This window comes from Microcoleus sp. B3-A4 (assembly GCF_036705385.1).
Classification (GTDB): domain Bacteria; phylum Cyanobacteriota; class Cyanobacteriia; order Cyanobacteriales; family Microcoleaceae; genus Microcoleus.
In genome coordinates this window covers 65979-87453 of the sequence record NZ_JAUBUI010000019.1, presented here as the reverse complement: position 1 = coordinate 87453, position 21475 = coordinate 65979, and the positions used below count along the sequence as shown (strand labels likewise).

The 21475-nt window shown below is 45.8% G+C and carries 18 protein-coding genes and 1 pseudogene; 8 read left to right on the top strand and 11 right to left on the bottom strand.

All coding sequences use genetic code 11. From position 1 onward, the window contains the following. Positions 1 to 388: 388 nt before the first annotated feature. Positions 389 to 1597: a glycosyltransferase gene (locus tag QUB33_RS10965; protein ID WP_333350259.1), complete on the bottom strand. Its 1209-nt coding sequence runs from the start codon at positions 1595 to 1597 to the stop codon at positions 389 to 391. A gap of 383 nt (positions 1598 to 1980) precedes the next feature. Then, complete coding sequence (locus tag QUB33_RS10960) at positions 1981 to 2187, bottom strand: hypothetical protein (RefSeq protein WP_333350257.1); 207 nt, start codon at positions 2185 to 2187, stop codon at positions 1981 to 1983. A gap of 114 nt (positions 2188 to 2301) precedes the next feature. On the opposite strand from QUB33_RS10960, the gene QUB33_RS10955 reads away from it, so the two are divergent. Together QUB33_RS10955 and QUB33_RS10950 are read left to right on the top strand one after the other, a co-directional pair. Further along, entirely contained in the window at positions 2302 to 2628 is a 327-nt protein-coding gene (locus QUB33_RS10955) for an MgPME-cyclase complex family protein (RefSeq protein WP_333350254.1), read from the top strand. Further along, positions 2625 to 3362, top strand: coding sequence for a hypothetical protein (locus tag QUB33_RS10950; RefSeq protein ID WP_333350252.1), 738 nt, complete (start codon positions 2625 to 2627; stop codon positions 3360 to 3362). The genes QUB33_RS10955 and QUB33_RS10950 overlap by 4 nt, the downstream gene beginning before the upstream one ends. A gap of 85 nt (positions 3363 to 3447) precedes the next feature. Here the strand turns inward: QUB33_RS10950 and QUB33_RS10945 are convergent, their stop codons facing one another. Together QUB33_RS10945 and QUB33_RS10940 are read right to left on the bottom strand one after the other, a co-directional pair. Next, the gene (locus QUB33_RS10945) at positions 3448 to 5544 is read right to left on the bottom strand and encodes a tetratricopeptide repeat protein (RefSeq protein ID WP_333350250.1); all 2097 of its coding nucleotides are present in this window, start codon (positions 5542 to 5544) and stop codon (positions 3448 to 3450) included. A gap of 462 nt (positions 5545 to 6006) precedes the next feature. Continuing rightward, the gene (locus tag QUB33_RS10940) at positions 6007 to 6948 is read right to left on the bottom strand and encodes an NAD-dependent epimerase/dehydratase family protein (protein ID WP_333350248.1); all 942 of its coding nucleotides are present in this window, start codon (positions 6946 to 6948) and stop codon (positions 6007 to 6009) included. Between the two features lie 48 nt (positions 6949 to 6996). Here QUB33_RS10940 and QUB33_RS10935 point away from each other — a divergent pair, with 48 nt between their 5' ends. Both QUB33_RS10935 and dnaG read left to right on the top strand, forming a co-directional pair. Then, positions 6997 to 7122 carry a hypothetical protein gene (locus QUB33_RS10935; protein WP_333350246.1) on the top strand — a complete coding sequence of 42 codons (126 nt, stop codon included), beginning with the start codon at positions 6997 to 6999 and terminating at the stop codon, positions 7120 to 7122. A 50-nt stretch (positions 7123 to 7172) separates the two neighbouring features. Continuing rightward, positions 7173 to 9191 carry a DNA primase gene (gene dnaG / locus QUB33_RS10930; protein WP_333350244.1) on the top strand — a complete coding sequence of 673 codons (2019 nt, stop codon included), beginning with the start codon at positions 7173 to 7175 and terminating at the stop codon, positions 9189 to 9191. Positions 9192 to 9355: 164 nt separating this feature from the next. On the opposite strand, the gene QUB33_RS10925 is transcribed toward dnaG, so the two are convergent. Next, the gene (locus QUB33_RS10925; protein WP_333199170.1) at positions 9356 to 9871 is read right to left on the bottom strand and encodes a pentapeptide repeat-containing protein; all 516 of its coding nucleotides are present in this window, start codon (positions 9869 to 9871) and stop codon (positions 9356 to 9358) included. Between the two features lie 14 nt (positions 9872 to 9885). On the opposite strand from QUB33_RS10925, the gene QUB33_RS10920 reads away from it, so the two are divergent. After that, positions 9886 to 10455, top strand: a complete 570-nt coding sequence (locus QUB33_RS10920; protein ID WP_333350242.1) for a YraN family protein — start codon at positions 9886 to 9888, stop codon at positions 10453 to 10455. Between the two features lie 210 nt (positions 10456 to 10665). On the opposite strand, the gene QUB33_RS10915 is transcribed toward QUB33_RS10920, so the two are convergent. Continuing rightward, a complete protein-coding gene (locus QUB33_RS10915) occupies positions 10666 to 11055 on the bottom strand; it encodes a hypothetical protein (RefSeq protein ID WP_006632408.1) in 390 nt (129 codons plus the stop codon). A 148-nt stretch (positions 11056 to 11203) separates the two neighbouring features. Between QUB33_RS10915 and queA the strand changes: the two genes are divergently transcribed. Beyond that, positions 11204 to 12343, top strand: a complete 1140-nt coding sequence (gene queA, locus QUB33_RS10910; RefSeq protein WP_333350239.1) for a tRNA preQ1(34) S-adenosylmethionine ribosyltransferase-isomerase QueA — start codon at positions 11204 to 11206, stop codon at positions 12341 to 12343. 42 nt (positions 12344 to 12385) lie between these two features. Here the strand turns inward: queA and rpmF are convergent, their stop codons facing one another. After that, positions 12386 to 12559, bottom strand: coding sequence for a 50S ribosomal protein L32 (gene rpmF / locus QUB33_RS10905; RefSeq protein ID WP_006632406.1), 174 nt, complete (start codon positions 12557 to 12559; stop codon positions 12386 to 12388). Positions 12560 to 12739: 180 nt separating this feature from the next. Further along, positions 12740 to 13216: a TM2 domain-containing protein gene (locus QUB33_RS10900; RefSeq protein ID WP_333350238.1), complete on the bottom strand. Its 477-nt coding sequence runs from the start codon at positions 13214 to 13216 to the stop codon at positions 12740 to 12742. Between the two features lie 405 nt (positions 13217 to 13621). Here QUB33_RS10900 and acsF point away from each other — a divergent pair, with 405 nt between their 5' ends. Then, the gene (acsF, locus tag QUB33_RS10895) at positions 13622 to 14698 is read left to right on the top strand and encodes a magnesium-protoporphyrin IX monomethyl ester (oxidative) cyclase (RefSeq protein ID WP_333350267.1); all 1077 of its coding nucleotides are present in this window, start codon (positions 13622 to 13624) and stop codon (positions 14696 to 14698) included. A 142-nt stretch (positions 14699 to 14840) separates the two neighbouring features. Here the strand turns inward: acsF and QUB33_RS10890 are convergent, their stop codons facing one another. Continuing rightward, positions 14841 to 18218: a tetratricopeptide repeat protein gene (locus QUB33_RS10890; RefSeq protein ID WP_333350235.1), complete on the bottom strand. Its 3378-nt coding sequence runs from the start codon at positions 18216 to 18218 to the stop codon at positions 14841 to 14843. Between the two features lie 87 nt (positions 18219 to 18305). Between QUB33_RS10890 and QUB33_RS10885 the strand changes: the two genes are divergently transcribed. Further along, positions 18306 to 19820, top strand: coding sequence for a phospholipid carrier-dependent glycosyltransferase (locus QUB33_RS10885; protein WP_333350233.1), 1515 nt, complete (start codon positions 18306 to 18308; stop codon positions 19818 to 19820). Between the two features lie 148 nt (positions 19821 to 19968). Here the strand turns inward: QUB33_RS10885 and trmB are convergent, their stop codons facing one another. Both trmB and QUB33_RS10875 read right to left on the bottom strand, forming a co-directional pair. Beyond that, complete coding sequence (trmB, locus tag QUB33_RS10880; RefSeq protein ID WP_333350231.1) at positions 19969 to 20601, bottom strand: tRNA (guanosine(46)-N7)-methyltransferase TrmB; 633 nt, start codon at positions 20599 to 20601, stop codon at positions 19969 to 19971. Positions 20602 to 20760: 159 nt separating this feature from the next. Next, positions 20761 to 21471: pseudogene (locus QUB33_RS10875) on the bottom strand (Uma2 family endonuclease). Positions 21472 to 21475 lie beyond the last annotated feature (4 nt).

Here is a 21475-nt window from a genome sequence, read left to right as displayed (position 1 = left end):
TTTTGGCTGGCATACATTATAACTAATGAGCGCTTATTCTATATTTAGATTATACAATCTAGCTGCGTATCAGCTTATCAGTTAAAAGCGGACTTGATTGTCTGACTACCTCATTCAATAGCTTAAACATCCTTTGCGTTAAGATGAAGATCGTTGAAGTTTTTTGTAAAGTAATTCCATAAATTTACTGTTTTGTTGCTTCGCTCACCATTTGAAACCGTCGGCGACCGCCAGATTTTTTCTGCACTATATATAATAGTATGCCTGCGTAAGTGCTGTTATAGTTAGATTGCTGCGTTTGGAGTAAGGTGCGCAGGGCGCACCCAGCCCGCTCAGGAGTGCAGTCAAAGTATTTCCGTCATCAAGGGCGTTAGCGAAACTTCTTCGATCAAGGCTCAACAGCTTTCTCAAACAGCGCCACTAATTTTTTGGCCTCTAAATCAACATTGTGTTGTTGAGCAACCCGTTCTGCTCCTGTTTTCCCCATTTGTTCTAGCTTTTCTAAAGGTGCTTCCAATACCGCGCGCATAGCTACGGCTAATGCTTCTGCGGAACCGGGAGGAACTAACCAACCGCAAACACCGGGTTCTACGAGCTCGGGGATGCCAGCAACATAAGTGCTAATTACGGGCCGATTGAGAGCGAGGGCTTCCATAATTACGACGGGCAAACCTTCAGCAAAACTCGGCAATACCATTGCCCGTGAAGCTAAAATCTCTTGCTGAACTCGATCGCCACTGGCCCAGCCGGTAATTTCTATATGATTTTGCAGGCCGAGTTGCAGTATCTGCTGTTCAATATCCGATCGCAGCGACCCGTCTCCTACCAGTACCAACTTAAACTCTAAGCCTTGAACTGCTAGCAAGTTAGCAGCTTCTAGCAATAACAAATGACCTTTTTGTTCGCTGAGCCTGCCAATGCAAGCTAAGCGGGGTGCTGCGGGTATGGGGACGTAGGGTGCAGCTAAAAATGCAGCATCTACGCCGCAGTGTATGACGTGAATTTTTGACCAAAAAGTGCGATCGCACCACCGAAAAAGCTGACTTTTACCGAAGGAACTAACTGCTGCTACAAAGGTCGATCGTTTAATTTTTTCGTCTAAGGAAAGAAGTGTGGCTTTATCAAATTCTTCAGGGCCGTGAACGGTGAAACTGTAAGTCGGGCCGCCAAGCACGCGGCACAGCATTGCGACTGTTGTCGAATTTGTCCCGAAGTGAGCGTGAACGTGTGCTGTACCGGATTCTGCAAACCAATTTAAAAGAATGCAAGCTTCTGCTAAATAAGCTAGATGCAGCAAAATCCCCCGTTCCGAGTGCCAGCCAACTTTGAACATTAACCGCACAGCTTCGATGAATCGAATTGGTCTAGTGGCGGCAACGCGCAGCAAACCCCACGCTAACCCCTGTACACCAACTCCTAAGATTACTTTAGTCAATTCTTGCTCTAGTTTGTCGGCCTCATCAACGAGTTCTGACTCGCACGATCGGATCGAAAAGCGTGCGACTTTCATCCCGCAATTTTCAACGGCTAGCACTTCTCTGCGGACAAAGCTGTGGCTGACTTTGGGATATTGGTTGACTAAATAAGCGATGTTCATGAACGGGGAGAAAATTTTATGGTAAAACTTAGATTAGTTTAGCCTTTGACTGCATTCCCTGGAAAACAAATTTAGGTGATTTATTGAGCTTATTTGACTATGGGTGGAGGGCGATCGCTTTTGGGGGAACGGGGGAAGTGACAGCGGGGCGATAGCTATTTCGGTCAGAGCAAATCAATCCACACATTTTACATTTCAATACAATAGTCAGGACAGTTTTTAGGTAGTAGCCACAAACCCGTGATTTTCCCGCGAGCACATTGATCGCCAGGAAAGCCTTTTTTTAGGGTTCGCAATCAAAAACTGTCCGAAGTGTTTTCATATGCAAACGACTCCCAATCAGGTTTAACAGCCCCCTGATTGCCTCAATAATTGGTAATTATTCAACCTGCAATTCCATCTAATTTCCTATTGTCACCTAAATTTTCCAGAAAATCACCAGCCCGAAAAATAATCGCCCAAATCCCAAAATAACCAGCCACTCTCGCAACTCTCACAACTCCCCCAACTCTCGCCACCAAAGATTTTTCTGAGGCGACTTGCTCTGCATCTACCCAAGATGACAGCAAATAAGGTAAAGTAAACGGCACAAGAGTCTAGCACTCTCGAACGGCCGCACCTCGGCAAACCCGCCATTGACCAGCAAAACTGACCAATACAGGCGACATTAACCGCTAACAATCAACCCCTAACAAGCGACAAAAATGCAAACCTACTACTACGTTTTAGCCAGCCAACGCTTTTTGCTAGAAGAAGAAGCCCTAGATGAAGTGTTTAAAGAAAGAACTCGCAACTACAACGAACAAGAAAAACAAATAGACTTCTGGTTGGTCAAACAGCCCGCTTTCCTAGAAGCACCGACAATGGCAGATGTTAAAGCAAAATGCCCTCATCCAGCCGCCGCTATTATTTCTACCGATCCAGTCTTCATCACTTGGTTGAAACTGCGATTAGAATATGTACTGACAGGTGAATTTCAAGCACCATCACCAACTATTCCAGATGCCCTTGCATCCCTACAGACAGCATGAAAAAAGTAGCCCAAAATTCGACAAAAAAACTAACAACAATTAGGGGTAAATTGTACAAATATATTTTGTCTCTCCCCCTATTTTCTGCTACTTCGATAGCCCTTTTTGCCTTGACACTTTTATCGACTTCTGTTAAAGCTGAGTCGAGCTGCCAACCGCCCCTGTCCGATGAATATCTACTGTTAATTGTCACCCCAACACCCGAACAGCAAGAAAGAGCAAAACGCTCTTTCCCTGGAAATACTAACAACACAGTTTGTCGGTACATCAACGACACGGTGACGCGAGTTGGTGGCTTTCGCGACTCGCAAATCGCCAGCGATTGGGTTAAATACATCGAAGATGTTGTCGGATTGCAAGCTTACGTAGTACGATCGCCTGCAGCGGCACTACCCCAAAATTTGCCAGTCTACAACCCTCAGCCAGCACCAGGTTCGGAACCCATCACCAATCCTTCAACGGGCAATCTTGCCTTCAATCCCCAACCCCTGGGCCCTGGTTATGCAGTGTTAGTAGATTACTTCAACCAACCGGAATTAGCCGCCCAAGTCAAGCAAGCATTAGGCACGCAAGTAGGGTTAGCTTCCTACGGCCAGCGTCCCTTTTTATTCGTCGCTTATACAACGGATCAAAACGCCGCTACTGCTGCGGTAAAAGCATTGAGCGATCGAGGTTTTTGGCCGATGTTAGTAGACAGCCGCCGAGTTACCGTAATTGCTCCCGCTGTTCGCTAAAAGATAAGCTACTCCCACGATCGTTCGGATCGTGAAATCGCTACTACACTTGCCTCTCGTCCTAGCAGAGGGGGACTAATAACAATTATTGTTGTGGTTGGGATTCTAGCGGGCTGCTTCCTAGCTGACTTTCTGCCCGCTTTTTTGCTTCTATGGCCGCTCCGTAATCCGGTTTGTAGCGAATTGCTTTGTCATAGGAGGCGATCGCATCTTCGTATCTTTTTACCGCCACAAGCGCATTGCCGCGACTGTACCAGGCTTCCGAGTAGTCAGGCTTGACATAGACGGCTTCATTGTAAGAGACTAGCGCTTCTTCGTACCGCTTTAAATTGGACTGAGCATTTCCTCTATTGTACCATGCTTGATATTCTCTCGGGTTTAAATCTAAGGCTCTGTTGTAGCACTCAATTGCTTGTTCGTACTTCCGTAATTCGTGATATGACCAGCCTAAATTGTACCAGGCTTGATAATAATTAGGTTTTAATTTAACAGCTTTTTCGTAAGCTTCTACCGCTTCTTCATGTCGGCGCATTTTCAACAAAGTGATGCCTTTACTGTACCACCCTTGATAAAAATTGGGCTGGAACCGCACGGCTTTTTCGTAGGCTTCAAAAGCTTCTTGGTTTTTGTTTAATTCCAGGAAAACATTGCCTAATTTGTACCAAGCTTCATAATTATCGAATTTGATTTCAACTGCTTTTTGATAGGATTCCACGGCTCGATCGTACTGTTTTAATTTTTGATAAGCTTGTCCCCGATTGTACCAACCACCGTACAAATTGGGCTGAAACTGTACAGCTTTTTCGTAGGAAGCGATCGCCTCTTCGTACCGCTGCGAATCTAACAGAACATCGCCTCTGCCTTCCCACGCTGCGGCATAGTCGGGCTGGATTTTCAAAGCGTTATCAAAAGATGCGATCGCCTCTTGAGACTGTTGCAACTTCTCCAAAGCATAACCGCGTCCCGTCCAAGCTTCCAAGTATTCCGGCTTTAATTCTATGGCTTTATCATAAGCTGACTGCGATTCTCGATATTTTTTCAATTCATATAAAGTTTTGGCTTTTTCCTGCCAAACTTCCGCGTAATCCGGTCTGAGATTTATTGCTCGCTCGTAAGCGGCCAGAGCTTCTTCAAATCTGCTTAAATTGTAAAGAGTATTGCCTCGGTTGTACAGGTCAGTTGCATTGGCCGAATTAAAAGTATTTACACCATAAATTGATGCTATAATGCTGATGCCAATTAAACTGGCGATAGACAATATTTTTAAATACAGTTTTTTTCGGGATTTGAGCGGCCCCTTCGCCGCAGCAACCGGAGGCAATACAGGTACTGTACCGCTGAAAGAATTTTTTAATTCTTTAATAGCTTGCAGCGTTTCGCCGGCACTAGAATAACGTTGCCGAAAATCGTACTTTACCATCTTATCTAAAATCTTGGCAAATTCAGGACTGACTGATGTTTTGTCCTGCCAAATAATTTCCTCTGTATCGGGGTCTTTTGGCATTTGGTGAGGATTTATGCCCGTGAGGAACTGAATTGCGATCGCACCTGCGGCATAGATATCGCTGCTGAGTTTCGGGTTGCCGTGAGCTTGTTCGCTGGGCATATAACCGGGAGTACCGATGCTCACACTCAAGCTATTCTTGGGCTGAGGAGTGGTGATTTGAGTAGTAATTTCTTTGACTGCGCCGAAGTCAATTAAAACTAATTTTCCGTCTCTATCTCTGCGGAGGATATTGCGGGGATTGACATCGCGATGAATCACATTTTGTTGGTGTACAAAGTCTAAAATTTCGAGAAGTTCCTGCAATATACAAATGACTGAATCTTCCTGCATGACTCCCGTATTTCCAGGAGAAGCGGGCGTAATTTCTTGACTTAAATCGTGGCCTTCTATAAATTCTTGAACTAGATAAAACTCTTGATTTTCTTCAAAGTAAGCAAAAAGTCGGGGAATGCGATCGTGATTTCCCAACTTGTACAAAACTTGTGCTTCGGTATCGAATAAACGTCTTGCTACCTTTAGAGTTTCCGGATCGGTTGCGTGAGGTTTAAGCTGCTTGACGACGCAGAGGTGATTGCCTGGTAGCTGCTTATCTTCAGCTAAATAAGTTTGAGCAAATCCGCCGCCTCCCAAGTGACGGATAATACTGTAGCGATTGCCGAGTGTTATTCCAAGCATGAAATTCACCTAATATTTCCTAGTCCTTTGGAGAATTAGCTTCCAACCAAGCTGTCACATCTTCCGCATTTGCAAATTCTAACATGACACCTCTAAATTTTTTAATTGCTCGCTCCGCAACAGGGGAGTTTTAATTTTAATAAAATCAATTTTAGGGTGAAATCCCTTGTGCAGTTATTCAACCATTAATTTAGTTCCATCCGTTTTGGCTGTATTGTACAAAGCTAGCTGGTCTAATGCCTGCCGATTTAGAACTTGAATTTCAATAATTACAAGAGAGGTGTCGTTGTTGAGTTTTGCGATCGCCTCTAAGTAGCTATTTTGGGTTTTGATGTAAGGCGCATGGTGCGAACTTTACTGTGACAGTCTGTTTGCTTTATTTCTTGTTCCCCCCCCTTACTAAGGGGAGGGTGAGGGTGGGGTTCTAGATTTTTGCTGGCATGGGGATGCTCCCACTCTAACTTAACTTTGAACCGATTTCAAAATTTCATCATCGACTGAAAAATCTATCTCAGCTTTGTCCCGTCCCGAAACTACATAATCATTCTGAAAAGAATCTTTCAATCCAGAAAGTAAGTCAAATTCTGGCTGCCAGTTAAGATCTGTTACAGCTTTATTAACTGAAGCAAAAAAGTGCTGCAATCGCATCGGAAAAGCTTTCTTTTTGCCGAAGTCAAATTGTTTCGGATCGTAGTGTACAATCTTAATAGCATCAGGGGATTTGCCTGCGGCTTGAATGCAGGCGCGTGCTAAACCGTCAAAGGTGACAAATCGATCGCCCGAAACGTTGTAAATTTGCCCGATCGCCCTAGAGTTGCCCAAAACCGCCGCCATTGCTTTAGCCAAATCCTGACAGTGCCCCAACTGCGTGAAGTGCATTCCGTTACCGGGAATCGGAATCGGTCGATCGCGCGCAATGCGATCGAAAAACCAAGCCTCTAAATCGTTATAATTTTGGGGGCCGTAAATGTAAGTCGGGCGAATCGAAGTCCAAGGCAAACCCGATGTGGCCAAGTAATTTTCGGTTTCGCATTTACCCAAATGCCGGCTTTTAGGATCGGTAGCGTCCCCTTCAATATGAGGCATTTGATCCGACTTCAAATAAACCCCCGCAGAGCTCATGTAAACGAAGTGCTGCACCCGCCCTTTAAATATTTCAGCTAAAGGCTTTGTATCGCTGAGTTCGCGGCCGTTGTTGTCAAAAACCGCGTCAAACTCGACCGTCGATAACTTTTCTTGCAGTTGTTCAACATTTGTGCGATCGCCCTGAATCTGTTTTACCCCCGGAACCGGTACAGGCTTGTTGCCCCGGTTAAACAACACCACTTCATGCCCTTGTGCTGCTAAAATCTTAGTAAGATAAACTCCGATAAACCGAGTACCGCCCATCATTAAAATTCGCATTATTTTCGATGCTCCTTACAGTTAGTGTAAACATCTTACAATAAAGTTATGCCTTACGGAGAAACCATTTTTTTTAATAAAACACATATTAACAGCGATCCGCCCTGGTACGAAAAACCGGAACGCTTGAGTTTTTATGTGCAAGTCCTAAATGTCATTTTTGTGCTTTACTAAAGTGCGAGCGCTCACAATAAACATAATTTTAATTGGCATAAAATAGCCCTATGCAAGTTCCCCGGCTGCATCCAGAAACAATCGAAGAAGTTAAACAAAGAGCAGACATAGTAGATGTCATTTCCGGTCGCGTCGTGTTGCGAAAACGCGGCAAAGAATTTGTAGGTTTGTGTCCTTTTCACGATGAAAAATCTCCCAGCTTTACTGTCAGCCCCGGCAAACAAATGTATTATTGTTTCGGCTGCGGTGCAGGCGGCAATGCTTTTAAGTTCCTCATGGAATTGGAGAAACGCCCTTTCAGCGAAGTAGTATTAGAATTAGCTAAAAATTATCAAGTCCCCGTCAAAACAGTCGAACCAGAACACCGACAAGAATTGCAGCGGCAAATTTCCCTGCGGGAACAACTCTATGAAATCTCAGCACTAACAGCCAACTTTTACGAACACGCTTTGCGACAAACCCAAGGAGAAGAACCCTTAGCATATCTCAAATCAGAGCGACAGCTCAGCGAAGAAACTATTCAACAATTTCAATTAGGTTATGCACCCCAAGGTTGGGAAGCACTTTACAGTTATTTAGTAGAACAGAAAAACTATCCGGCGCAATTAGTAGAACAAGCTGGATTAATTGTACCCCGAAAAAATGGCGGCAGCGGTTATTACGATCGCTTCCGCAATCGCATTATGATTCCCATTCGCGACACCCAAGGCAGAGTCATCGGTTTTGGCGGCCGAGCTCTCGGCGACGAACAGCCGAAATACCTCAATTCTCCCGAAACAGAACTCTTCGATAAAGGCAAAACTTTATTCGCCTTAGATACAGCGAAAACAGCCATTAGCAAAGCCGATCGCGCAGTGGTTGTAGAGGGGTACTTTGATGCGATCGCACTTCAGGCCGCCGGCATCTCCAACGCCGTCGCTTCCCTGGGCACAGCCTTAAGTTTAAACCAAGTGCGGCAGTTATTGCGCTACACTGACTCCAAACAAATTATTCTCAACTTCGACGCCGACAAAGCAGGAACTCAAGCAGCAGAACGCGCGATTGGAGAAATAGAAAAACTCGCTTATCAAGGTGAAGTGCAACTGCGGGTGCTCAACATTCCCGACGGCAAAGATGCCGACGAATACCTCAAAACGTACTCCCCAGAACAATATCGAGAATTGCTCGAAAATGCTCCGTTGTGGATCGACTGGCAACTGCAACAAATGCTCGTCAATCAAGATTTGAAGCAAGCCGATACTTCCCAGCAAGTCACCAAAAAAATCATTAATTTATTAACCAATATCACTGACGACAATCAGCTAGCACATTACCTGCAAAAAAGCGCCGAGATTCTCAGCAAAGGAGATTTTAGACTCACAAAAATGATCGCTGAAAACTTGCTCAATCAAGTAGTCAGCGATTGGGCAAAGCAGCAGAGTCAAGACGAATCTTTGACAATGCCCCTGTTAATTAGAAACAAGCTGAAGCCGAACAAACAATATAAAAAGCAGCGTACAAGCGGCGAAAACAAAAACTCAAAATCCAGCTTATCTGCCGTAGCCCGCAGTCTTTTAGAAGAAGCAGAAGCGCAATTATTGCAGATTTATTTGCACTGTCCCGAATACCGCCAAGATGTCAGAGAAGCAATAGAAGCTAGAGACGTGCAGTTTAGCCTTTCTCACCACAGATTTTTGTGGCACCAGATTGTGAATGCAGAAATATTGCACAAAATGTCTTTACAAGTAGCGCCTTCAGAGTTAATATTGAAATTGCAAGATAGCTTCATTGAATATCCAAATCAACTAAATCAAATCTCGCATTTATTTCACTTAAATGAGTTCTCAGAAAGAAACGTTTATCGCGCACCTCTAGTCATTAGATCTGCCCTCGCCTGTATCGAGCAAATTATCAGCATGAAGCGCCGCCGAATTGCACTCAATATGTGGGAAAAAGCCAAGGCCGCTAGCAGTGGCGAAGAGGCTATAGAATATCACCAATTATTCTGTGCCGAACAAGAATGGCTCAAGGAATTAGAGCGGTTGCGTCAAGTTAATTTTTACGATTTAACATCCCTGCCTTGGGGCTAATACCCTTTTATATTTTATATTTTAGAGTTTAGATTGGGGATGACTCGTTCGAGATAGGTTTGAAGCTTGCCTGCCGTTACATTTTTTAAACTGATATAAGGAATAAACTCCTTACTACGAACCCGTTTGTAGTAAAAACTTTATTCCTTTATTCAACGAGCCTTTTAATAATCGCAAAAAAGAGTTTCGCGAGTATCTCTACCCGTCACCGGATTAGTACCTTTTGCCACTTTACAAAGTTTTTCTATCATATCGTCTCGCAGCAGTGTCTCTGTAAAATCAGCACCGTCAATGACAGCTCCTTCGAGTCTGGTATTGTAAGCGAAAGCACCCTCAAGGATAGCATTAGTTAAATTTGCTTTCATCATGCGAGCCAAATCTAAAGTCGCACCCGTGAAATTAGCGCCTTCAAAATTTGCCTCTTCCATATTGGCCGCAAAAAAGCTGACACCCCGCAAATCTGCATTAGTAAAATTGCTGTTGCGAAGATTAGCTTTATTAAAACTGTCGTCAGTCAGAACTTGTCCACTAAAATCAGCCCCGACTAGGATTTCTTTGTCGTGATCCAAAGCGAAAGCAGGTGCGGGATTAATGCCGATCGCCCCAGCGGCAATTACTGCTAAAATAACAAAACTCAGCAAGAAAGTATAAATATGTTGGCGAATTCGAGAAATCATCATACAAGTTCAAGCTAATGGGCAGTCGTGACAGTTCAGAATTGAATTCTACCAGAAAGAGCGCTCGCCCGCTCGCCACGGCTAACTCCAATTGCCCCCAATCCCCAAACTCTCGGAATATCGGCACATTGGGAGAAAACTTAGTCGCCGACTGGTTGCAGCAGCAAGGTTGGGAAATCCTGCACCGGCAGTGGCACTGTCGCTGGGGAGAAATTGACATCATCGCACTCGGAAGAGATGAAGAAAGTGCAAAAAACCAAGTTCTTCCCAATCACCAATCCCCAACATTAGCATTTGTAGAGGTGAAAACTCGCCGCCCGGGAAATTGGGATGCTGGTGGAATGTTGGCTGTTACCACCACAAAACAAGCCAAACTTTGGCAAACAGCCGAAATATTTTTAAGCACTCATCCAGATTTAGCCAATAATTCTTGTCGCTTTGATGTCGCTTTAGTCATGTGCGAACCTTCACAACAAAACACTAAGCAAATTTTACCACCATTAACAGCAGCGAACTCTCAATCCGCCGTTGCAGGAAACTACCGACTCACCCTGCAAGAATACATTCCCTCGGCTTTTAGCAATTAAAAATATATAATTAAAAGTTAGAGGGTAAAATCTCAAAGCAATGCCACTAGGTAATTTTTAATTGTTAACTTAATTGTTAACTTGCCTAGGCTGTCGCCCATTTCTCTCTTGAGCTTTAACGGAGCTGAAAAAAGCGTTAAATATTCTCCCGCTTTCCCCTTCTCTCCCTCTCCTGTTGTGTCATCACAGTTAATTTATATGCGTAGCAATTTAGGCCAGAGTTTCCGGGCAATATCCCAGACCCTTGACAAACTGCTGGCGAAACGCTTCAATTTCCTTACGGTCAGGGCTGCCATGACAAACGACGGCCACCTGGTAGCGGCGCATCACGCTCAGCGGCGACTGTCCGGTTTCCAAACTCCAAAGCGCCATTTGCAAGCGAATTTCAGGATCGTAAGGAATTCCGAGTTCGTTCATAAAAGCCCGAAAATCCCCGTGCATTTCGGGAGTTAAATATTGGCTCATCTTCACCTTTACCACCCAGCCGTCAATTTGGTGAATAACAGTGATAAATTGCAAAGGAAGATGATGAGCCGTGCGTAGGTAATCGACGACTCTCAGAGTAAGGCTAGTATTGGCGATGTAGTAGAGGTATTCCATAACGATCCTTATGAGCAAAGCTGATGCTACACCTCTATCCTCGCGGGCTATACCCGCGACCACAAGGGGAAAAGCACCCGACTTTGGATGGGGGTTTTTACCCAATTTGTTACCCAGTTGACAGATCGATCGCACAGGAATTCACTCGATGACAGAGATGGACTGGTCTTTGGACGGCTACGACTACGAACTTCCGCCCTCACGCATTGCCCAAAATCCCGTAGTGCCGAGGGACAGTTCTCGCTTGCTGGCTGTAGATTCTCCCAGCAGCCACCAACACCGGATTTTTAGGGATTTACCCGATTTGCTGCAACCGGGCGACTTGCTGGTACTGAACAACACCCGCGTGCTGCCAGCGAGGCTGTACGGGCACAAACCCAACGGCCCGGCTGTGGAGATATTGTTGATGGAAGAACGGCAGCACAACTGTTGGCTGGCTTTGGTCAAACCGGGGAAACGCTTAAAGTTGGGAGCAAAAATTGAGTTTGATCCCATCGCCCCTGCGTGTGAGGACTCGACCACAGCTCCTTGCTGTTGCCTTCCCGATGCCACGATGCCCGATCGTCGTCGATTGACTGCAACAGTTATAGAGAGGGACGACGCAACAGGGGGACGGCTGTTGGAGTTTGACATCCCCACAGATGAGAATCTGGCGAAGTTTTTGGACGAATACGGCCACATACCCCTGCCGCCCTACATCGAAAATTCCCAAGCTTCAGCGGAACAGTACCAGACTGTTTATGCCGAGAGGCTTGGGGCGGTGGCTGCCCCCACAGCAGGCCTGCACTTCACCGAAGAATTGTTCAGCCGCTTGGAACAGCGGGGAATCGAAAAAACTTTTGTCACCTTACACGTCGGAGTAGGGACGTTTCGCCCGGTGGAGGTGGCAGACGTGACGGCTCACAAAATGCACGGCGAATGGGTGGAAGTACCCCCCGCCACCGTCGAGAAAATCCGCGAAACTCAAGCCCGAGGCGGGCGGATCATTGCCGTGGGTACAACAGCAGTCCGAGCTTTAGAGGGAGCCGCCGCCGCGAGTGGCGATTTTTCCTTGCAACCTTTTTGCGGCCCGACCAATTTGTTTATCTACCCTGGTTACAAGTGGCGGGTTGTAGAGGGGATGATAACCAATTTTCACTTGCCCCGCTCTACTTTGATGATGATGATAAGTGCGATGATTGGAAGGCCTCGGCTGTTGGATTTGTACCGAGAAGCGATCGAGCATCAGTACCGCTTTTATTCCTTTGGCGATGCGATGCTGATTTTACCAACAGCAAAAAAGGATTGATCGATCGGGCATCGGGTTCGCCCCATGCCCGGTATTCCGTTTCTATTCTTCCTCCTCTTCTTCATTGCCGGGATACACGAAGCTGTTGGAACGTCCAGTCAGAACAGATTTGCCCAGAGACAGAGCTTTCTGAGCTGCCACTACAGCTTTGCGCTTCCATGTGGCCTTACGCATATTCTTCTTGGATTTGGAGGTTTTCTTCTTAGGGACTGCCATGACGCTAAATACTTTCTGCTTGCTTATATAGACAAACAAACATTCTAGCCGATTTTGTCGGCAATGCTTACTCGAAAAACCGCAATAACTGCTCGGTAAGCAATATCAAGTAGTAGGGTGCGTCAGCGATTAGCTTCTGGAAAAATAGACAAAATCCCCTAGGTAACGCACCCGCAGCAGCTAAAGTTCGTGAAAGTGGTAGATCACGACGCCAGTTACGGCATCGTTCTCGATACTCACATAACCCGTTTTGAGCATTGCCGTGAAAGCCTCTTCCACTTCGGCAAAAGTAGCGCCGGTTGCCATCACCCCTTGGGTGACAGATAATCTTCCGTTCTTGGTATAAGCTGCCTTCAGGAGTTTAACCCCTAACTGGTCTGGAGTTTGCTTGGGGTATGTCGCGGCGATCGCCCCGCTGCTGGGATATAGCGGTATACCTTCGCGAGATACGCCGAGTTTGCCCCTGAGACTGGCATTGTGTTCGTCCACCATGTTCGGCAGCAGCAGCAAGTCAAACAATTGCCCAAACCCAAACAAACCAAAGGTAAACAGCCACAGCAAACCACTACCAATTTTGCCGTTGTAGAGGCGGTGGAGTCCGAAGGGGCCGAAAAAACAAGCTGCCCATAAAAGGTAACTAACACCTAAATTGCTCATTTTCTGACCATCCTGCCTGATTATTCTAAGAATTGGAGTCCCTCTATACATTTTGTACTTTCTATGTGGTGTTTAAACAGGTTGACATGGGAATTTATTTGTGTGGTAGCCTAATAAACTGACAAAAGGCAGAATTTGGTTTCCCCATACCTTCTGTCTGGAAGCCCATGAGTAATTCTGCGTAGCAATTCTTAACGCCAGTAACATATTTCCGGGGGCGACAGCTTGGTAAACTGGAGGGCGTGGAAATTACAGCAGCTTAGAACTGGATTCCACACGAAGCGCCAAACCGAGCGCCAAACCGAGCGCGCCGCCAGCGCTGGTCGGACATACACGAGCGCGATCGCCCGCAGTACCCGACAATGGAAACAAGCGAGTAGTTATAAGCAGAAATCCAATAAAAATATGGTAGATTCCCTCAAAAAACCCACTTTTGAAGAACTGCGGCCGGGAGTGAAAGCCCCAGCCAAAGAAACTATTCTCACGCCGAGATTTTACACAACAGACTTTGACGAGATGGCCAAAATGGACATCTCGATCAACGAAGCCGAACTAGAAGCAATTATCCAAGAGTTCCGCGTTGACTACAACAAAAACCACTTCGTGCGGGATGAGGAGTTCGCTCAATCTTGGGATCACATTGACGGCGAAAAGCGCCAGTTGTTCATTGAGTTTCTAGAACGTTCATGCACCGCTGAGTTTTCTGGGTTCTTGCTTTACAAAGAATTGGGACGCAGGCTCAAAGACAAAAATCCAGTGCTCGCCGAGGGTTTCAACCTGATGTCCCGCGACGAAGCGCGGCACGCCGGATTCCTCAACAAAGCTCTCTCGGACTTTAATTTGTCCCTAGATTTGGGTTTCTTGACAAAGAGCCGCAGTTACACATTCTTTAAGCCGAAGTTTATTTTCTACGCGACTTACTTGTCTGAAAAGATTGGTTATTGGCGCTACATCACGATTTATCAGCACTTAAAAGCCCATCCTGAAGACCAGATTTATCCGATTTTCCGATTCTTTGAGAATTGGTGCCAGGATGAAAACCGCCACGGAGATTTCTTTGATGCGGTGATGAGAGCTCAGCCTCAGATGTTGAACGATTGGCGCGCTAAGCTTTGGTGCCGTTTCTTCTTGCTGTCAGTGTTCGCGACAATGTATCTCAATGATATCCAGCGCGCGGGTTTTTATCGATCGCTCGGTCTCGATGCTCGCGAATACGACATTGAAGTCATCAAAAAGACCAACGAAACAGCAGGTCGCGTATTCCCCGTGATGCTGGACGTGAACAATCCAGAATTTTATGAACGGCTGGATATTTGCCTCAAGAACAATCAGCAGTTGACTGCAATTGTTGCTTCTAATACTCCGAAATTCTTGCAATTCTTCCAAAAATTGCCTTTGTATCTGTCGAACGCCTGGCAATTAGTGAAGCTGTACTTCATGAAAACAATTGAATCACCTTCAGTACAGGGCGCTGTGCGTTAAGTTTTGATTTTTCATCCTCTGTGACGGCGGTTCTGCGACAAGCAGAACCGCTTTTTTTTGGTATCCAGATTCACCGCAAAAAGTTCTCGCCAGACTTACACTCGCCCGGAATGGGAATTGATGCTGGTTTTTTTCCTAAAATTTATCGCCATTCCCCCTGAAGGTTAAAAGCCGCCCAATAATAAGGAGAACGCCACTCTTCCTGCTTCAACATTTGCAGTTGCGCCGCCCTCAATGCTGCCGCTGGCGTTAACCCTTTTTGCAGCATTCCCTGATAGAAACTCGACATTAACTTAGCCGTTCCTTCATCGTCCACACTCCACAAACTCACCACCACTCGCTGAGCCCCTGCATACATAAATCCCCGTGTTAATCCTACCATGCCCTCGCCTTGAATGTTCTGCCCCATTCCGGTTTGACAGGCACTTAACACGACTAAATCTGCTGCTAATTTGAGATTGAAAATATCAGTAAGTCGCAGGAATCCGTTTAAGGGATTGCCCTTTTCATCTACCAGTGACAAGATGATTCCCGATAGTTCCGGGTTAGTGCTATTCGCTAAACCGTGAGTGGCAAAATGAATGATTTTATATTGGCTTAAGTTCTGACTGGTTGCTGCGGCGCGGCTGGCTTCAAAATCCAAAGATTCGGTGCGAGAATTAGCTGGTACTAACGCTTGAATGATTTGAGCTTCTTGGCGAGTGAATTTTAAACGGCTCAACTGTAAGTTATTGTCGCGACCAGAGCGGCTTAAACCCAGATTTACTGTTTCTATTGCTTGCAGATTGGTGGCGGTTGACTGGTTTTTGAGTCGTTCATCTTCCGGGCTAAAAACTGGATCGGCGAGAATCGCTAAAGTCCGAGTAGGAGGTTGTCTGTCACTGTAGTTTTGTCTTAAAATTCCCAAGGTGGAAGCAGAAGGCAGCAGCACGATTTCATGGTCTACTATTAAAGGCGGATTCCCATTTTCACCTGATTTTCCCGGGAGCGATAGGGCAGCAAAGGGGAGGTAATTGAGAACGCCATCGCCAACAATCAGCAGGCGCTTTTGAGCTAGTTGTGCTGCTGCGGGCTGTAAAATAATTTGACTGAGCGCGTTGTTAGCTTCAGCGACTAGAGAGGGGATGTTTCGGGAGCGCGGATTAGTCACAGCATCGCGAAAATTGCGGGCGACTTTTTCGAGGTCGGCGCTTGGAGGCAATTCATAACTGGTGATGCTGGTTTTGGTGACAGCCCAGAGATAGCTGCGATCTTTCCCTAGAGAATACTGGAGTAAAATTGTATTCTCATCGAGGATTTGTTGTTGAATTTGTGCAAGCGTTAGAGGTTGCGGTTGCGTAAGGGCTGCGTAGCGGGGGCTAGTAGCGCGGATTTGTGTTTGAATGTCCTGATATTGTGCGATTAAAGTTTGCCGTTGTTGTTCTAATTCTGCTTCTTGGGTGGGAGTGTAGTTGGGGCGATTGAGAACTTCGACGCGCCGTTTTTCAAGGGCATCGAGTTGCTGTTGCAAACTGCGTTCTCGCTGCAATAATTCTGGGGCGACACTTTGGCGAATATCGGCGTTTGCTTCTTGCAGAAGTTCTAGGAGACTGCGGGCGCGGGAACGTTCGCTGGCTTCAAAAGCTTTGGTATCATAACCGGAATTAGGTTGCGTTTTGTGCAGTTGCATTAACAGGTCAATGTAGAACTGGTAATAGTTTTGTACGGTGGCAAAGTATGAGGTGCGGAGTTCTGGGCTGGCAATTTTGGTGCGAAGGCTTTCAATAATTTTGAGGGAGGCTTGAATCTCAGTGAGAGCTTCGTTAAGATTACCAGAGTCACGTTTGATAGTAGCAATACTATAGAGGGTAAGAGCTTCTAAGGAGCGATCGAGGGTGGCTTGACTCAGAGGAAGGGATTGATTGAAATACTCTAATGCTTTCTCTTTGTTTCCTGATTCTGCGTAGCTCCTGCCGATACCTATAAGGCTGTAGGCTTCTCTTTGGCGATCGCGTGCTTCCCGGCTCAAAGAAAGAGACTGATTGTAATAGTTTAGGGCTTTTTGTTGGTCTTGTAATTCTGCGTATATGTTACCAATGCCAGTGAGGGTGCGAGCTTCTCCCGAGCGATCGCCTACTATTCGCTTGAGGATAAGGGATTGGTTAAAATATTCTAAGGCTTTCTCTTTGTCTCCTAATTCTGAGTAGGCAATGCCAATGCTGGTGAGAGTGGTTGCTGCTGAGGAGCGATCGCCTAGAGTCTGGAAAATTGCAAGGGACTGGCTGTAATACTCTAAAGCTTTCTGTTGGTCTCCCAATTCTGAGTAGACATGGCCAATGCTGATTAGGGTAACAGCTTGCCCAGAGCGATCGCCCACAGCTTGGCTGAGGGGAATAGACTGGCCGTAATGCTCTAGGGCTTTCTGTTTTTCTCCCAAATCTGAATAGACAATACCTATGTAGTTAAGGGTACGAGCTTCTTGTTCGCGATCACCTATAGCCCGGAACAATTTAAGGGACTGGTTGTAAGAGTCTAAGGCTGTTTGTTTCTCTCCCAATTCTGAGTATACTCTACCAGCAGAAATCAGGGCGAAGGCTTCAACAGAGCGATCGCCTGTTTCTCGACTGATGGGAAGAGATTGGTTGTAATAATCTAGGGCTTTCTGTTTCTCTCCCAAACCTGAATAGACATTGCCAACGACGATCAAGGTGAAAGCTTGCCAACGGCGATCGCCTATTTCCTGGCTCAAAGGAAAGGACTGATTGTAATACTCTAGCGCTTTCTGCTGTTCTCCAAATCCTGCGTAGATCATGCCAATACCTACAAGGTTGTAGGCTTCTTTTTGCCGATCGCCTATTACCCGGCTCAAAGAAAGGGACTGATTGTAATAGTCTAGGGCTTTCTGTTTTTCTCCTAAAAGTGAGTAGACTCTGCCGATGTTGGTGAGGGTGACAGCTTCCCCTGAACGATCGCCCACAGCCCGTTTCAGTGGAAGCGACTGGCTGTAATACTCTAGCGCTTTCTGTTTTTCTCCCAAATCTGAGTACACCTCGCCGATGTTGTTGAGGGTGACAGCTTCCCCAGCGCGATCGCCCCCGGCCCGAAACAGCTTTAACGCTTCTTCATATTTGGCGAGTGCTTTTCTTAAAGATTGGGCCGTCCCCTCCTGGTACAGTTGATCCCCTTCTTTCAAAGCTCTTTCAGCAGCCGTTGCAGGATTTCCCCCTCCCTGCTGCGATACCCCTTGACTAATTTTAATCGCACTGGGTGCAGCTACCGCCGGGACTCCTAGCAAAATCAGAGCACTTACAGCGAGTCCGTAACGCCCCCAAACCCAAAGTGTGATATTCATAAATACCTGCTTAACCAAGACCTTGTTAACCGGTATCATAGTCGATCGCAGCTTATCAGGTGCGCTTGGACGGACTGCGTGCCGATTGCGTCGGGGGCATATTGTGCGATCCCGCCGCTGCACGTAGTGTGGCACCCTCCAAGGGCGCTCGACCGCATCGGATTTGCCTCCGCGAAGGTTAAAAGTCATAATTGTAATTTTTACGCTATTCTCAACTCAGTATTTTTAAATTAGCGATCGCCCTCAAATCTAGCATTCACTATTTACTGCTGTTTTATGAAAATCAACAAAAAACAATTCAACAGATCTACTTTAGTTTTTTGCTTAGGAATGTTCGCTGTGTTCCTCCTATCCTTAACACTACGCTTTTGGGAACTGGAGCGATTTAACACCTTAGTATTTGACGAGGTTTACTACGCTAAATTTGCCAACGATTATCTCACAAAAACTCCTTTTTTCAACGCTCACCCGCCTCTGAGCCAGTACATAATTGCGATCGGCATTTGGATCGGCACTCACCTTCCATTCGGACAAACAGCCGTCAACACTAAGGCTGGCTCCCTGCTTTCCCCTTGGGATTACCGCTGGCTGAATGCTCTCACGGGTTCCTTTATTCCCTTAGTTGTGGGAGCACTAGCTTATCAGCTAGTTCCGCGCCGCACCTTTGTTTTTATTGCTGCTTTATTGATCGCCTGCGACGGTCTGTTTTTAGTGGAGTCTCGCTACGCGCTGAACAACATTTATCTGGTTTTATTTGGAATTTTAGGTCAGTTATTTATTTTAAAAGCCGTAGAAGCGAAAGGCAAAAAGCGCTGGCTTTGGCTGGTACTCGCCGGAATAGGTTTCGGCGCATCTGCGGCTATCAAATGGAACGGATTGTGGTTTCTTTTCGGTACTTATCTAATTTTAATCTGTGCTTGGGCAATTCGTTTTATCCAGGGTAACAGAGGAAATGAAGAACAAAGCCGCGAGGTAGATTCACATCTAATTCCTGCCGAAAGTCCAGTACAAAAACTGACTAAACTCAATTTTATAGAACTCGGCTTGAGTCTAGCTATTATTCCTATTCTAGTTTACAGCATCTCTTGGATTCCTCACCTGTACTTTAATCCAACTCCGAATTTCTGGCAGATGCAAACGGAGATTTTGACTTATCACCAGCGGATTAAAAGCGGGCCTGACGTGCATCCTTACTGTTCCACGTGGTACAGTTGGCCTTTGATGCTGCGCCCCATAGTTTACTTCTACAAAACGGCTAGCAGCAATGCCCAACCAGATCCGGAGTTGCCGCCTTTACCTGAAGGTGCAACTCAGGCAATTTTTGACGTTCACGCCATGGGAAATCCATTGCTTTGGTGGCTTTCAACCTTAGCTTTACTGCTAGTAATAGGAGTTTTAGTTCACCGGATTTTGGTGTGGCTGCAAACGCGCAGCGAGGCTTCAGTTGACACGATAGAACAGCAGCGGCCGATTTTGTTTCCGCCGACTGCTGAAATGTGGCTGGGGTTATATTTAATAGTTAATTGGGCCGCTAATTTGCTGCCTTGGGTGAAGGTGACTCGCTGCATATTTTTGTACCATTATATGGGCTGTTCTGTGTTTGCAGCCTTAGCACTTGCTTGGTGGACTGACAGGTGGCTGCACAGCCCTCAAACTCGACTCCGAGGGATGGGGGTAACAATTATTTTTCTGGTTTTGGGTGCTTTTATTTTTTGGATGCCTATGTATTTGGGACTGCCTTTATCGCAAATGGAATGGAAAATTAGGATGTGGCTGGCGTCTTGGGTTTAAGCTAGAAAAAATTATTTTATTAACGGGCAAGATGCCCGTTCCACAAGAAAATTAAGTTTTGTCGAACAGGCATCTTGCCTGTTCCTAACCAAGGTGCAAGATGTAAGTTATAACATTTATCACAAAGGTGAGCTTGCAAAAGCGAGCATTATTTTTGATAGAGTGCTCGATAAACTGGTTCACCGCGTTTCAGAGTAGCAATTTCTCTTTCAGTAGCAACAGGTAGGGGATTTTCTGCTAGCCAGTGGTCACCGTTTTGACGTTTAAAACTAGGGTGAGATGAAAAGCGATCGCACATTTCTCTTTCTACTTCTTCAATATCTGACTGAATAAACACTTCGCCGCCAATTGCCAGATAAGTTGCCAATTCGTTGACTAATTCCTGCTGCACCACCCGCCGTTTGTGGTGCTTTTTCTTGAACCAGGGATCGGGAAACTGAATGCTAACCCGCTGCAAAATACCTGCGGGTAAAGTTTCTAAAATGGGCTTCAGGGAACTATTAGCATTGCAAAACAAATAGTGCAAATTTGTCAAGCCTTTTTCGTCCCGCCACAGATTCGCCTCCTCTACCAGAGGTTCCCGAATTTCTAGTCCGAGAAAATTCCAGTCAGTTTGTACTTGCGCCATGTGCCACAAAAACCGTCCTCTGCCGCAGCCGATATCTAAATGCAGCGGTAAATTTAAGTCGCCATAGATTTTAGTCCAATCCGGGGGACTTGCAGATGCTTGATATCTAATTGATAGGGGATTGACGTGTTCCCGCACTCTTACTCTTGCCAATTTTGCTGTCTCCTGAATGTACTTTTTAACCGCTGATGAAGGCAGATGAACGTGGATTAACGCAGATAAATATTGATTTTTGCGATGTTGTTCAATACTTTTTAATTAATGAGCAATATTAAATTGCAGAGGGACAATTTTAAATGGCTCATTATTGCATTAGGCCTCTGGTTCCATGCCTGCTGCTCTTAATTGTGCAGCTAGTCGATCGGCTCGCTGCCGTTCCCTTTATACCATTTCTGCTCCCCACAATAACATCTCTCCGCTTTCATCCCACCACCGCAACCAATATCCGGTTCTTTCGGCTTTTGTTCCCTGCCAAACACCCAGAAATAACCCAATTCCTTCAATCCAATAACGATTGTTTGAATCAGGTTCCTGTATTTGATAATCTCCTGATGAATCCAACTGGTAGACTTCTAACACTCCAGCGGCTGGCTCCAAAAGTGCATATATTGGTACTCGCAATACTTGTCTATAAAAAAACCATTTTCCCGGTGGATAAGTTGGTTTGTTAGAATATTCATCGTAGGAAGTAGCTGACAAGAACTCCATGACGAAGGCCGGAATTTCGCCTTCTAAGTTCGGAGTGTAGCTGCGGCGAATTTCTTGACTAGAAAGCGGCTGTACGTTGCGAGCATAAAACAAATCGGGAGCTTTGATAACTAGCTTATTATCTAAGGTGGCACAAATCCCCATATTAGGGGCAACTAATGTTCCATCCAAAATTAGCCCCGCGATTTCTAAGATTTCTCGCAAGGCGGCAGCGAGTAAGGGTTGGTCGATATTTTGCAGAGGTTGATCCTCTAAAATGAAGTCGTCGGGCAATTTTTCCCAGGTAATTTTTAAGTCGGCTGTACTGGCTGTCACGATT

Excerpts from the sequence above, each read along its gene's own strand:
- QUB33_RS10965 (WP_333350259.1), bottom strand. The coding sequence starts at position 1,597 with ATGAACATCGCTTATTTAGTCAACCAATATCCCAAAGTCAGCCACAGC.
- QUB33_RS10955 (WP_333350254.1), top strand. The coding sequence starts at position 2,302 with ATGCAAACCTACTACTACGTTTTAGCCAGCCAACGCTTTTTGCTAGAA.
- QUB33_RS10950 (WP_333350252.1), top strand. The coding sequence starts at position 2,625 with ATGAAAAAAGTAGCCCAAAATTCGACAAAAAAACTAACAACAATTAGG.
- QUB33_RS10945 (WP_333350250.1), bottom strand. The coding sequence starts at position 5,544 with ATGCTTGGAATAACACTCGGCAATCGCTACAGTATTATCCGTCACTTG.
- QUB33_RS10940 (WP_333350248.1), bottom strand. The coding sequence starts at position 6,948 with ATGCGAATTTTAATGATGGGCGGTACTCGGTTTATCGGAGTTTATCTT.
- QUB33_RS10935 (WP_333350246.1), top strand. The coding sequence starts at position 6,997 with ATGCCTTACGGAGAAACCATTTTTTTTAATAAAACACATATTAACAGC.
- dnaG (WP_333350244.1), top strand. The coding sequence starts at position 7,173 with ATGCAAGTTCCCCGGCTGCATCCAGAAACAATCGAAGAAGTTAAACAA.
- QUB33_RS10925 (WP_333199170.1), bottom strand. The coding sequence starts at position 9,871 with ATGATGATTTCTCGAATTCGCCAACATATTTATACTTTCTTGCTGAGT.
- QUB33_RS10920 (WP_333350242.1), top strand. The coding sequence starts at position 9,886 with ATGGGCAGTCGTGACAGTTCAGAATTGAATTCTACCAGAAAGAGCGCT.
- QUB33_RS10915 (WP_006632408.1), bottom strand. The coding sequence starts at position 11,055 with ATGGAATACCTCTACTACATCGCCAATACTAGCCTTACTCTGAGAGTC.
- queA (WP_333350239.1), top strand. The coding sequence starts at position 11,204 with ATGACAGAGATGGACTGGTCTTTGGACGGCTACGACTACGAACTTCCG.
- rpmF (WP_006632406.1), bottom strand. The coding sequence starts at position 12,559 with ATGGCAGTCCCTAAGAAGAAAACCTCCAAATCCAAGAAGAATATGCGT.
- QUB33_RS10900 (WP_333350238.1), bottom strand. The coding sequence starts at position 13,216 with ATGAGCAATTTAGGTGTTAGTTACCTTTTATGGGCAGCTTGTTTTTTC.
- acsF (WP_333350267.1), top strand. The coding sequence starts at position 13,622 with ATGGTAGATTCCCTCAAAAAACCCACTTTTGAAGAACTGCGGCCGGGA.
- QUB33_RS10890 (WP_333350235.1), bottom strand. The coding sequence starts at position 18,218 with ATGACTTTTAACCTTCGCGGAGGCAAATCCGATGCGGTCGAGCGCCCT.
- QUB33_RS10885 (WP_333350233.1), top strand. The coding sequence starts at position 18,306 with ATGAAAATCAACAAAAAACAATTCAACAGATCTACTTTAGTTTTTTGC.